The following is a 12,297-nucleotide window of genomic DNA, read 5'->3' on the forward strand; positions in this document are numbered from 1 at the left end:
TGGAGGGGGAACGCCCTCGATTATCTCAGCCACCAATACCGCAGGCCGGCGCCGGGCGAAAGGGCGCCGGCGCGGGGGGGAGGCCGTGTTACCGGGCGGCGGCGCGCGCCTGCGCAATCCACCCATCGAACGTCGCCTGGTGCACCCGAATCCACCCGTCGGTGTGGCGCGTCACGTCCTGCATGCTGTTCGCACCTTCGCTCATGCGCAGGTTCTGCGCGTTGATGTCGCCGATCGGCAGCTTCATCACCTCGAACAGGCGGCCGGCGGCGGGGTTCTTCTCGATGAAGGCCCGGTTGGCGACGATGCGCTGCTCGTTGGCCAGGAAGCCGTAGTTGCGGCCGTTGGGCAACCGGGTGTCGACCTGCGCGCCGGCCTGTGCGGGCGAGAAGGGCACCTGCAGCCAGACCACGTCGGCGCCCGGGCGCAGCACGGCGCTGACCCAGTAGGGCGTCCAGGTGTAGTAGAGGATCGGCTTGTCCTGCTTGAAGCGCGCGATGGTGTCGGCCATGAGCGCCGCGTAGCTGCCCTGCTTGTGGGTCACGCTGTCGCGCAGCTGGTAGGCGTTCAGGTGGTTCTCGATGGCCAGTTCGCAGCCCCAGCCGGGGTTGCAGCCGGTGAGGTCGGCCTTGCCGTCGCCGTCGGCATCGAACAGCTTGGCGATGGCGGGGTCTTTCAGCTGCGCGAGGTTGGTGATGTTGTATTGCTCGGCGGTCTTGCGGTCGATCAGGTAGCCCTGCACCGCGCCGTCGGAGTACGTGCCTTGGCGCCATAGCCTGGCGTCGCCGCCGCTGTTCTTGTAGAAGTCGGCATGCAGCAGGCTCCAGTGGTTGGCCATGAAGGTGGCGTCGCCATTGGCAATGGCCAGGTGCTCGGTGGCGGGCTCCAGGTCTTTCATCGGCTCGACCTTGTAGCCGAGCTTTTCGAGCGCGCGCATCACCAGCAGCGTCTGGAAGGCTTCCTCGGCGAGCGAGCTTTTCAGCGGCTGAACGGTGACGCCCTGGCCGGGCAGGTCGTTGGCGGCCTGTGCGGTCGCACCGAAGGCGATAAGGCCCAGCGCCAGGAGGCCGCGGGCAAGGAAGAGGCGGGTGGTCTTCATGCGTGGATGTCCTGTGGGGCGGTCAGTGCGCTTGCGTGGAAAGGGCGGGCACGGCGTCGTTGGCGTGCTGCTCGCCGCGCGAGGGCGTGCCAACGAGGCGCTGCAGCGTGCGCAGCGCGAAGCCGGCCGGGCCGGTGTGCCACCAGCGGTGGCCGGCGCTGCGGCGCGACTTGCCCATGGCCTGCGTCAGGCGGTCCAGCGTGATCGCCAGCAGCACGATGCCCAGGCCGCCGACGGTGGCCAGGCCCATGTCGAGCCGGCCGATGCCGCGCAACACCATCTGGCCCAGGCCGCCCACGGCGATCATCGAGGCGATCACCACCATCGACAGCGACAGCATCAGCGCCTGGTTGATGCCCGCCATGATCGAGGGCATGGCCAGTGGCAGCTTCACCTTCACGAGCATCTGCCAGGGCGAGGCGCCGTAGGCGCGCGCGGCCTCGATGAGGTCGGGTCGCACCTGGCGCAGGCCGAGGTTGGTCAGGCGCACCAGCGGGGCGAGCGCGAAGACGATGGTCACGATCACGCCCGGCACGTTGCCGATGCCGAACAGCATCACCACCGGCACCAAGTAGACGAAGGCCGGCGTGGTCTGCATGGCGTCGAGCACCGGGCGCATCACGCGCTGGGCCCGGTCGCTGCTGGCCAGCAGCACGCCCAGCGGCAGGCCGATGACCATGCAGAACACCAGCGAGGTCAGCACCAGCGACAGCGTGACCATGGCTTCGGGCCAGATGCCCAGCACGGTCACCAGCATCAGCGACACGACGGTGCCGATGGCCAGCGCGCGGCCGGCGAACTGCCAGGCGAGCAGGCCGATGAGCGCGATCATCGGCAGCGCAGGCAGGGCGGTGAGCAGGCCTTGCACCGAGTTGAGCGTGCTGTCGATGGGCAGGCGCACGGTCTGGAAGAAGGGGCGGAAGTGCTCCACCACCCAGCCGAGGCCCTGGTTGATCCAGGCCTCGACGGGCAGCGAGCCGTCCCACAGGCGGTGCAGCGCGAAGCCGTTGGTGGCGGTGTCGGCTTGGCCGGCAAGGGCGTGCGCGGTGTTCGCCGGGGCATCGAGCCAGGCGCTGGCGGCCGAGGTGTCAGGCGCGGCGGAGATCGCTTCCCACGGGTCGAGGGCAACAGGGGGCGCGGCAGGCGTGTCCAGGACGGGGGTGTCCAGCAGGGGCGCGTTCAGGTCGGAAGGCAATGTGGTGTCGTTCATCGTTCAAGGTCCTTCGTGAATTCAGTGCGGCTCGGCGGCGAGTGCGGGCGCGGCATGCGGCGAGACGGGTTCGATCGGCGGCGTGTCGCGGTCGAGGAAGCGCAGCAGCGTCGTCTTGCTGATCGCGCCGCAGAAGCGGCCGTCGCCGGCCACCACCGGCAGTGCGCACGGCGCCTGCGCGAGCTGGCCGATCAGGCCGGCCACGGGGGCTTCGGCGTCGATGCGCGGCAGGTCCTCGAGGAAGGCGTGCTGCAAGCCGAGCGGGCCCGAATGCCCGTCGAGCGCACCGCGCAGCGTGTCGGCCGAGACCACGCCCAGGAAGCGCTTGGTCGGGCTGGTCACGTAGGCGAAGTCGCGGTCCTGGTCTTCGAGCAGCTTGAGCGCCGCGCGCGCGCCGCGCTCGGGGTGCTCGCACACCACGGTGAGCGACTTGCGCGCGATGTCGGCCGCCTTGAACACCGCCGCCGCGTCCACGCCGCGCACGAAGCTGCGCACGTAGTCGTCGGCCGGGGTGCGCAGGATCTCGTCGGGCGTGCCGACCTGGATCACGTGGCCGTCCTTCATGATCGCGATGCGGTCGCCGATGCGCATGGCTTCGTCCAGGTCGTGCGAGATGAAGACGATGGTGCGGCGCTGCACCTGCTGCAGCCGCAGCAGCTCCGACTGCATCTCGGTGCGGATGATCGGGTCGAGCGCAGAGAAGGCCTCGTCCATCAGCAGGATCGACGGGTCGGACGCCAGCGCGCGCGCCAGGCCCACGCGCTGCTGCATGCCGCCCGAGAGCTCGTCGGGGTAGCTGTCGCCCCAGCCCGAAAGGCCCACCTGCGCGAGCGCGAGGTCGGCCTGTGCGAGGCGGTCTTTCTTGCGCGTGCCCGACAGCTCCAGGCCGAAGGCGGTGTTCTCGCGCACCGTCATGTGCGGCATGAGCGCGAACGACTGGAACACCATGCTGATGTCCTTGCGGCGCAGCGCGCGCAGCTTGCTGTCGGAGTGCTCGTTGATGTCGGCGCCGTCGATCACGATGCGCCCGGCGGTCGGCTCGATGAGCCGGTTCAGCAGGCGCACCAGCGTCGACTTGCCCGAGCCCGACAGGCCCATGATCACAAAGATCTCGCCGGCCTGGATCTCGAAGGTGGCATCGAACACGCCGATCGACTGGCCGGTCTTCGCCAGGATTTCCTTCTTGGAAAAACCTTGGCGGACCAGCTCGAGGGCTTGTTCGGGCGAGTCGCCGAACACCTTGAAGACATGGTCGATGAGAATTCCTTTGGCCATATGCCGGGGCTCCTTGAGTGAAGGGTGGACACAGCACCGCCCCGGAGGGCGGCAACGGCCACGCCATCAGCCCGATGAGGGAGCTGCCCGACAGCGCGCATGAAGATTGCGCATGCGCATGCAATGGCCCGGCGAGCCCCGAGGGCTGCCGACAGGCACTGAAGACGACTTGGCGACGAAGCCAGTGCCCGCCGGATGCTTCATTCGCAGACAACGGGCCTGGTCGAGGGGCGCCGCCTGGATGAGCGTGACGTGGCAATGGGGCCGGAAAAAAGATCCGGCCGGTTTGCCGGGCTGGGCCCGGCGTGAAGGGCCTTGCACCGCGACGGGATTCGCTGATCCGCGAGTAGTGCAAGGGTGACCAACATGACTTGTTGGTCGTCGGAAGCCGCTAATTATAACTTTTTGGCATGACGCGAGTCAACCCACGGGCGTATCGTGTCTGTGGGACCCGGGCGAAAGGCCTCGTCAGATGCGAGCCATTCTTATTGAGACCATACTCGGCACCGCGCCCGGTGAGCGGGCGCAACCATCCAAGACTGTGGAGCCATTTTCTCATGACGACTTCTCCCAAGACCCGTGCCGAGCGCGACACCTTCGGCCCGATCGACGTGCCGGCCGACAAGCTGTGGGGCGCACAGACGCAGCGCTCGCTACAGAACTTCGACATCTCCGGCGAGCAGCAGCCGCGCGAGATCATCAAGGCGCTGGCCCAGGTCAAACGCGCATCGGCCGTGGTCAACCACGCGCTGGGCCTGCAGGACGAGACGAAGACGAACGCCATCGTGGCCGCGGCTGACGAGGTTATCGCCGGCAAGCACCCGGGCGAGTTCCCGCTGGTGGTCTGGCAGACCGGCTCGGGCACGCAGAGCAACATGAACGTCAACGAGGTGCTGGCCAACCGCGCCAGCGAGCTGCTCGGCGGCGAGCGCGGGGAAGGGCGCCTAGTGCACCCGAACGACGACGTGAACCGCAGCCAGTCGAGCAACGACGTGTTCCCCACCGCCATGCACGTGGCAGCCGTGGAAGCCATCACGCACAAGCTGCTGCCCGCCATCGCCAAGCTGCGCGGCACGCTGGCGAAGAAGGCCGAGGACTTCGCCGACATCGTGAAGATCGGCCGCACCCACCTGCAGGACGCCACGCCGCTCACGCTGGGCCAGGAGTTCTCGGGCTACGTGGCGCAGCTGGCGCACGGCGAGGCGCACGTGCGCGCCGCGCTGCCGCACCTGTGCGAACTGGCGCTGGGCGGCACGGCCGTCGGCACCGGGCTCAATGCACCCAAGGGCTATGCGGAGCAGGTCGCGGCCGAACTCGCGAAGCTCACGAACCTGCCGTTCGTGACCGCGCCGAACAAGTTCGAAGCCATGGCCAGTGTCGACGCGCTGGTGCATGCCCACGGCGCGCTCAAGACGCTCGCCGCCAGCATGAACAAGATCGCCAATGACGTGCGCTGGCTCGCGAGCGGCCCGCGCAGCGGCATCGGCGAGCTGAGCATTCCCGAGAACGAACCCGGCTCGTCGATCATGCCGGGCAAGGTCAATCCGACCCAGAGCGAGGCCGTGACGATGCTGGCCGCGCAGGTGTTCGGCAACGATGTCGCCATCAACATCGGCGGCGCCTCGGGCAACTTCGAGCTGAACGTGTTCCGCCCGATGGTGGCGCACAACTTCCTGCAGAGCGTGCGCCTGCTGGCCGACGGCATGGTGAGCTTCAACGACCACTGCGCCGTGGGCATCGAGCCGAACCGCGAACGCATCACGGAGCTGGTGCAGCGCTCGCTGATGCTGGTGACGGCGCTGAACACGCACATCGGCTACGACAAGTCGGCCTACATTGCGAAGAAGGCGCACAAGGAAGGCACGAGCCTGCGTGAGGCGGCGATTGCGTCGGGGCACCTGACGGCCGAGCAGTTCGACCAGTGGGTGGTGCCGGAGAACATGACCGGTCGCTGATCCGCTCCGCAACCCCCAATGAAAAAAGGACCCGCGAGGGTCCTTTTTCGTTGCCGGCCGATCGATCAGTAGCCGATCGTGTAGCGCTGGCGCGAGTGTGCGGGCTTCTCGAGTTCGTCGATGAACGCGATCGCGTAGTCCTCGAAGGAGATCCAGCTGCGGCCCTCGGCGCTCACGAGCAGGTCGTCCTTGCCGAGGCGGAACTTGCCGGTGCGCTCGCCTTCGACGAATTCGGCCGAGGGCGACAGGAAGGTCCAGTCGAGGTCCTTCTCGTTGCGCAGCGCGTCCAGGAACACGCCGCCGGCCGTGGCTTCGGCGCGGTAGGCATCGGGGAAGTTCGGCGTGTCGATCACCTTCAGGCCGGGCGCTGCGAACAGGCTGCCGGCGCCGCCGACCACCAGCAGGCGCTTCACGCCCGCGCGCTTCACAGGCTCGATGACGGCCGCGGGCGGCACGGTGGCGAAATGCGCGGCGCTGAACACGGCGTCATGCCCGGCCACGGCCTTTTCGAGGGCGGCGGCGTCGAGCGCGTCGACATCGACGGTCTTGACGTTGGCACGGCCGGCCAGCTTTGCGCTGGCATGGCGGGCAATGGCCGTCACGGTGTGGCCGCGGCGCAGCGCTTCTTCGAGAAGGCGGCCGCCGGCACGTCCGGTGGCGCCGAGGATGGCGATGTGGCTCATGAGGGACTCCAGTCAAAAGTTGGGAAGGGGATGAACCGCATCTTAGGTTTCTGGTTTCGAAAGAAATACCTCGAATTCCGCGCTTCTTTATTCCTAAAATCGTTCGAATGGACCGATTGAACGCAATGCGGGTGTTCGTGACCGTGGTGGACGCGGGCAGCCTCTCAGCCGCGGCCGACAAGCTCGACCTGTCGCGCCCGGTGGTCACGCGCTACGTGGCCGAACTGGAGCAATGGACCGGCGCGCGCCTGCTGCACCGCACGACGCGGCGCCTCAGTCTCACGGCGGCGGGCGAGGAGCTGCTGCCGCGCTGCCGCCAGGTGCTCGAACTCGCGGGCGACATGCAGGCGGCGGTGCGCCACCCGGCCGAGGCGCCGAGCGGGCAGTTGCGCATCACCGCCAGCACCTCGTTCGCGCAGGCGCAGCTGGCCGGCGCGGTGGCCGACTACGTGCGGCGCTATCCGGGCGTGGCGGTCGACCTGGTGCTGCTCGACCGCGCGGTGAACCTGGTCGACGAGCGCATCGACCTTGCGATCCGCGTGTCGTCCGAGATCGATCCGAACCTCATCGCACGCCGGCTCTCGGTGTGCCGCTCGGTGGTCTGCGCGACACCCGATTACCTGAAGGCGCACGGCCAGCCGCAGCGCGTGGAAGAGCTGGCGCAGCGCAACTGCCTCACGCATTCGTATTTCGGCCGCAGCCTGTGGAACTTCACGCGCAAGGCCGACGGCCTGCCGGTCTCGGTGGCCGTGGCCGGCAACCTCTCGACCAACGACGCGGCCAGCCTGATGGCGCTGGCGCGGGCCGGGGCGGGCATCGCGATGCTGCCCACCTATCTGACGTCGGGGTTGTTGCAATCGGGCGAGCTGGTGTCGCTCTTTCCCGATCACGAGCCGCAGGTGCTGGGGGTGTATGCGGTGTACGCCTCACGCAAGCACATGCCGTCTGCGCTGCGCACCTTGCTCGATTTCCTGGCCGAGCGCTTCACCGAAGTGCCGGCCTGGGACACGCCTTCCTAGTGGTGGGCGTTGGCGGCGGCCGCCTCGTTCATCAGCTTGTCGGTGTAGGCGATGGCCATGGCCGAGAACAGGAACGCGATGTGGATCACGGTCTGCGCGATCAGCACCTTGTCGGTGTAGTTGTCCGCGTTGATGAAGGTCTTGAGCAGGTGGATCGAGCTGATGCCGATGATGGCGGTGGCCAGCTTCACCTTGAGCACCGAGGCGTTCACGTGGCTCAGCCACTCGGGCTGGTCCTGGTGGCCTTCGAGGTCCATGCGGCTCACGAAGGTCTCGTAGCCGCCCACGATCACCATGATCAGCAGGTTGGAGATCATCACCACGTCGATCAGCGCCAGCACCACCAGCATGATCACCGTCTCGTTGAGCGCGCCGACCGGTGCGGTGGTCTTGTAGCCGATGCTCGCGATCAGGGCCTGCAGCGCGTCCTTGTTGCCGAAGGCGGCTTCGACCAGGTGCAGCAGCTCGACCAGGAAGTGCACCACGTACACCCCCTGCGCCACGATCAGCCCCAGGTACAGCGGCAGCTGCAGCCAGCGGCTCGCGAAGATGAGCCGGGGCAGTGGCTTCAGCGGGGAACTGCGTGCTGGTACGGGCGCGTTCCGGGCGTCGAAAGGATCGGGGGCGGACATGAAGTAAGAAGACAGATGTAAAAAGTCGGGCGATTCTAGAGGTCTCCCAGTGACGCACTCGTGATAACCCTGCGAACTAACATCGACCCCGTCAGTGGCCCGTAAGTGCGTGCCCCGACATTACGGCCGCATTCAATCAGGAGACAAGAGCATGAGCAGCGCATCGAAGAACATTGAATCCGTCCTGGTCGAGAACCGCGTGTTCCCGCCCGACGCCCGCGCCACCGAAGGCGCCCGCATTGCCGGCATGGCCGCCTACGAGGCGCTGTGCAAGGAAGCCGAACAGGACTTCGAAGGCTTCTGGACCCGCCTGGCCAAGGACAACCTCCAGTGGACCAAGCCCTTCACCCGCACCCTGGACGAATCGAAGGCGCCGTTCTACGAATGGTTCGGCGACGGTGAACTCAACGCCAGCGCCAACTGCCTGGACAAGCACATCGGCACCCCCGTCGAGAACAAGACCGCCATCGTCTTCGAAGCCGACGACGGCGCCGTCACCCGCGTCACCTACAAGGAACTGCTGGCCCGCGTGAGCCAGTTCGCCAACGCGCTCAAGGCGCAGGGCATCCGCAAGGGCGACCGCGTCATCATCTACATGCCGATGACCATCGAGGGCGTGGTCGCCATGCAGGCCTGCGCGCGCATCGGCGCCACCCACAGCGTGGTGTTCGGCGGCTTCTCGGCCAAGGCGCTGCAGGAACGCATCATCGACGCGGGCGCCGTGGCCGTCATCACCGCCAATTACCAGCTGCGCGGCGGCAAGGAGCTGCCGCTGAAGGCCATCGTGGACGACGGCATCGCGCTGGGCGGCTGCGACACGCTCAAGACCGTGCTCGTGTACGAGCGCACGCCCACCGCGTGGAACCGCGTCGAGGGCCGCGACAAGACCTTCACCGAAGCGCTGGCCGGGCAGAGCACCGAGTGCGCGCCCGTGCCGGTCAATGCCGAGCACCCGCTGTTCATCCTCTACACCTCGGGCTCCACCGGCAAGCCCAAGGGCGTGCAGCACGCCACCGGCGGCTACCTGCTGTGGGCCAAGCTCACGATGGACTGGACCTTCGACATCCGTCCCGAAGACCTGTTCTGGTGCACCGCAGACATCGGCTGGATCACCGGCCACACCTACGTTGCCTACGGCCCGCTCGCGGCCGGCGCCACGCAGGTGGTGTTCGAAGGCATCCCGACCTTCCCGCATGCGGGGCGCTTCTGGGAAATGATCCAGAAGCACAAGGTCTCGATCTTCTACACCGCGCCCACCGCGATCCGCTCGCTCATCAAGGCGGCCGAAGGCGACGAAAAAGTGCACCCGAAGAACTGGGACCTGACCAGCCTGCGCATCCTCGGTTCGGTCGGCGAGCCGATCAATCCCGAAGCGTGGATGTGGTACCACCGGAACATCGGCGGCGAGCGCTGCCCGATCGTCGACACCTTCTGGCAGACCGAGACCGGCGGCCACGTCATCACGCCGCTGCCGGGCGCCACGCCGCTGGTGCCGGGCTCGTGCACCTTGCCGCTGCCGGGCATCATGGCTGCGATCGTCGACGAGACGGGCAAGGACCTGCCCAACGGCGCGGGCGGCATGCTGGTCATCAAGCGCCCGTGGCCCTCGATGATCCGCACCATCTGGAACGACCCCGAGCGCTTCAAGAAGAGCTATTTCCCCGAGGAAATGGGCGGCACGATCTACCTGGCCGGCGACGGCGCGGTGCGCAGTGCCGACCGCGGCTACTTCCGCATCACGGGCCGCATCGACGACGTGCTCAACGTGTCGGGCCACCGCCTGGGCACGATGGAAATCGAATCGGCGCTGGTGTCAAAGACCGACCTCGTGGCCGAAGCCGCGGTGGTGGGCCGCCCCGACGACGTGACGGGCGAGGCCGTGTGCGCCTTCGTGGTGCTCAAGCGCGCGCGCCCGACCGGCGAGGAAGCCAAGCAGATCGCCAACGAGCTGCGCGCGTGGGTCGCCAAGGAAATCGGCCCCATCGCCAAGCCCAAGGACATCCGCTTCGGCGACAACCTGCCCAAGACGCGCAGCGGCAAGATCATGCGGCGCCTGCTGCGCAGCATCGCGAAGGGCGAGGCGATCACGCAGGACACCTCGACGCTGGAGAACCCGGCGATCCTCGATCAGCTGTCCGAGACGAACTGAACCCTGGGTTGGCCGAATCCGGCCATTCCGGAACAGTTGTCACGAACCTGCTGTATCGAGGTGTAGGACATGGCCGTTTGTGCGGCCATGTGCACCAAAGCGGCCTCCTGGCTGAGGTAAAACCGATGTTGTCACCGCGTGCCCTGACAGGCGCGCGGTCTTTGTCATCGTGATCGGTTGTTTGCAAGGAGGCGCCACATGGGCGTGAGATCCGCTTTTCTTTTTGTCATCGTGCTGCTCATCGCGGGGCTTGCCGCGCTGAACTGGGGCACGTTGTCGGCACCCACCGACGTGTGGCTGGGCTTCATGAGCGTGTCGGCGCCGCTGGGGCTGATCATGCTGGGGCTCACGGCCGTGCTCGCGGCCTTCTTCCTCGTGTACGTGCTGTACCTGCACAGCTCGGTGCTGCTGGAGACCAAGCGCCACACGAAGGAAATGCAGACCCAGCGCGACCTCGCCGACAAGGCCGAGGCCTCGCGCTTCACCGAGCTGCGCAACTTCCTGGAAGCGCAGGAGAAGCAGCACATGTCGCACAACGCCGACCGGCACACCGCGCTGCTGGCGCGCATGGATCAGCTGGAAAGCGCGGTCAAGCTGCGTTCGGACCAGACCGACAACACGGTGGCGGCGCACATCGGGCAGCTCGAGGACCGCATCGAACGCCGTCCGGTGCCGAGCGACATCAACCCGAGCATCTGAGCGGGCGCGCCGCTGCGCGCTTCGTTTTGCTGCCGATTACTTCGTCGACAACACCCAGGCCGCGAGCTTCTTCGCATCGGCTTCGCTGACCTGGTTGTTGGCCGGCATCGGCACCGGGCCCCACACGCCCGAGCCGCCCTTGATGATCTTGGTGGCCAGCGAGCTGGCCGCGCCCTTGTCGTCCTTGTACTTGGCCGCGATGTCCTTGAACGACGGCCCGAGCACCTTGCGTTCGACCGCGTGGCAGCTCATGCAGTTCTTCGACGTGGCGAGGGCCAGGTCGGCAAAGGCGGGCGCCGCGAGGCCGAGGCCCAGGGCTGCCATCAACATCGTTCTTTTCATGGGGACTGTTTTCGTAAGGGCTGAGTTACATTCGATCCAACGCGATTGTAGGTAGCGCGGTGCACACGCACCGGCGGCGATACCGACCAACTCGGAGGGTATTCGCGATGTGGTTTCTGCTCTTGGGCCTGCTCGGTGTAGCCCTCAAATATTTCGAAGTGGGAATGGTCGCCGGCTGGAGCTGGTGGATCGTGCTGAGCCCGTTCGCGCTGGCGCTGGCCTGGTGGGCCTGGGCCGATTCGTCGGGCTATACCAAGCGCAAGGTCATCGAGCGCGAAGAGCGGCGCAAGCAGGCGCGCATCGACCGCCAGAAGACCAACATGGGCCTTCGCACCAGCAACGGGCAGCAGCGCCCGCGCCGCTGACCCCGCGGCTCCGTCACCCGCGCCGCATGCCGACAGGACGCGCGCCATGGACGACGAAGCCGCCACCCACGCCTTGCTCGTCTTCGGGCTGTCGCTGCTGGTCGGGCCGGCTGTCGGCGCGCTGGTCGGGCGTTTCAAGACCTTCTTCTGGGGCGCAGGCATTGGCGCCTTGCTGATCGGCTGCGCCGGCCTGTACGGCGCGGTCACGGTGGGCTGGCAGCGCTACCAGTCGATCGCGGGCACGGCCAGCACGCAGGGCAGCCTGGTCGAGTTCGTGGAAGAGCGCAGCAAGGACAGCAAAGGCTACGTCACCACCACGCGCGCGCCCCTCGTCGAATACACCGCAGCCGACGGGCAGAAACGCCGCGTCAAGGGGCTGGGCGGCAGCCTGTCGGACAAGGAATGGGGCGATGCGGTCGAGGTGCGCTACAGCACCGCCGATCCGGCCCAGGCACTGGTGGCCGATTTCCAGAACATGTGGGGCATCGTCTGGGGGCTCGGCCTCTTCGGCGGCTTTCCGACGATGTTCGGCCTGTTTTTCGCCGGCATGGCGCTCAAGGAAGGCCGCAGGGGCCGGCCGGCGCCGGTGCGCGAGGCGACGCCCACACAGAAGAAATGGCGCACGCGCGGCACGGTGCTGGCGAACGTGGTGTTCCTGGCCGGCTTCGCGCTGGTGTTTCTCTATCCCGACGACAGTGCGATGAAGCAGTTCGGTGCGGGTTTTCTCACCATCGGCGCGGGGGCGCTGCTGCACTTCGTCGTGCAGAGCTTTCCCCCGGCGATGGATTTCGAAGCCCGGGCCATCTTCGCGATCGTCGGCCTGGGCTTTGCTGCCTTCGGCTACGGCGCTTGGATGATGGGCTGATGCC

The 12,297-nt window shown here is 67.2% G+C and carries 12 protein-coding genes; 6 read left to right on the forward strand and 6 right to left on the reverse strand.

Annotated elements, in window-relative coordinates; translation table 11 throughout:
- Positions 1 to 88: 88 nt before the first annotated feature.
- The 3 genes from proX to proV are packed head-to-tail and all read right to left on the reverse strand — an operon-like array spanning position 89 to position 3,584.
- Positions 89 to 1,099 carry a glycine betaine/L-proline ABC transporter substrate-binding protein ProX gene (gene proX, locus AC1RL8_RS00790; protein ID WP_492685531.1) on the reverse strand — a complete coding sequence of 337 codons (1,011 nt, stop codon included), beginning with the start codon at positions 1,097 to 1,099 and terminating at the stop codon, positions 89 to 91.
- A gap of 22 nt (positions 1,100 to 1,121) precedes the next feature.
- Positions 1,122 to 2,309: a glycine betaine/L-proline ABC transporter permease ProW gene (gene proW / locus AC1RL8_RS00795; RefSeq protein ID WP_139703721.1), complete on the reverse strand. Its 1,188-nt coding sequence runs from the start codon at positions 2,307 to 2,309 to the stop codon at positions 1,122 to 1,124.
- Between the two features lie 21 nt (positions 2,310 to 2,330).
- Entirely contained in the window at positions 2,331 to 3,584 is a 1,254-nt protein-coding gene (proV, locus tag AC1RL8_RS00800) for a glycine betaine/L-proline ABC transporter ATP-binding protein ProV (RefSeq protein WP_062475815.1), read from the reverse strand.
- A 557-nt stretch (positions 3,585 to 4,141) separates the two neighbouring features.
- Between proV and fumC the strand changes: the two genes are divergently transcribed.
- The gene (fumC, locus tag AC1RL8_RS00805; RefSeq protein WP_492685532.1) at positions 4,142 to 5,539 is read left to right on the forward strand and encodes a class II fumarate hydratase; all 1,398 of its coding nucleotides are present in this window, start codon (positions 4,142 to 4,144) and stop codon (positions 5,537 to 5,539) included.
- A 65-nt stretch (positions 5,540 to 5,604) separates the two neighbouring features.
- On the opposite strand, the gene AC1RL8_RS00810 is transcribed toward fumC, so the two are convergent.
- A complete protein-coding gene (locus AC1RL8_RS00810; RefSeq protein ID WP_492685534.1) occupies positions 5,605 to 6,222 on the reverse strand; it encodes an NAD(P)-dependent oxidoreductase in 618 nt (205 codons plus the stop codon).
- Between the two features lie 107 nt (positions 6,223 to 6,329).
- On the opposite strand from AC1RL8_RS00810, the gene AC1RL8_RS00815 reads away from it, so the two are divergent.
- On the forward strand, positions 6,330 to 7,241 hold the full coding sequence (locus AC1RL8_RS00815) for a LysR family transcriptional regulator (RefSeq protein WP_095947779.1): 912 nt from the start codon (positions 6,330 to 6,332) through the stop codon (positions 7,239 to 7,241).
- Here the strand turns inward: AC1RL8_RS00815 and AC1RL8_RS00820 are convergent.
- On the reverse strand, positions 7,238 to 7,873 hold the full coding sequence (locus tag AC1RL8_RS00820) for a YqhA family protein (protein ID WP_062475803.1): 636 nt from the start codon (positions 7,871 to 7,873) through the stop codon (positions 7,238 to 7,240). The two genes, AC1RL8_RS00815 and AC1RL8_RS00820, sit on opposite strands and share 4 nt — an antisense overlap.
- Positions 7,874 to 8,024: 151 nt before the next feature.
- Here AC1RL8_RS00820 and acs point away from each other — a divergent pair, with 151 nt between their 5' ends.
- Complete coding sequence (gene acs, locus AC1RL8_RS00825) at positions 8,025 to 10,022, forward strand: acetate--CoA ligase (protein ID WP_159271966.1); 1,998 nt, start codon at positions 8,025 to 8,027, stop codon at positions 10,020 to 10,022.
- Positions 10,023 to 10,220: 198 nt separating this feature from the next.
- The gene (locus tag AC1RL8_RS00830) at positions 10,221 to 10,721 is read left to right on the forward strand and encodes a hypothetical protein (RefSeq protein WP_062482638.1); all 501 of its coding nucleotides are present in this window, start codon (positions 10,221 to 10,223) and stop codon (positions 10,719 to 10,721) included.
- A gap of 36 nt (positions 10,722 to 10,757) precedes the next feature.
- Here the strand turns inward: AC1RL8_RS00830 and AC1RL8_RS00835 are convergent, their stop codons facing one another.
- The gene (locus AC1RL8_RS00835) at positions 10,758 to 11,063 is read right to left on the reverse strand and encodes a c-type cytochrome (protein ID WP_492685535.1); all 306 of its coding nucleotides are present in this window, start codon (positions 11,061 to 11,063) and stop codon (positions 10,758 to 10,760) included.
- A gap of 107 nt (positions 11,064 to 11,170) precedes the next feature.
- On the opposite strand from AC1RL8_RS00835, the gene AC1RL8_RS00840 reads away from it, so the two are divergent.
- Together AC1RL8_RS00840 and AC1RL8_RS00845 are read left to right on the forward strand one after the other, a co-directional pair.
- A complete protein-coding gene (locus AC1RL8_RS00840; protein WP_062482640.1) occupies positions 11,171 to 11,428 on the forward strand; it encodes a TIGR04438 family Trp-rich protein in 258 nt (85 codons plus the stop codon).
- A 46-nt stretch (positions 11,429 to 11,474) separates the two neighbouring features.
- Positions 11,475 to 12,293 (forward strand): DUF3592 domain-containing protein, encoded by an 819-nt coding sequence (locus AC1RL8_RS00845; RefSeq protein ID WP_492685536.1) that lies wholly within the window; start codon positions 11,475 to 11,477, stop codon positions 12,291 to 12,293.
- Positions 12,294 to 12,297: the final 4 nt, after the last annotated feature.

The sequence above is a fragment of the Variovorax sp. GW822-FHT04E09 genome, from assembly GCF_058800845.1.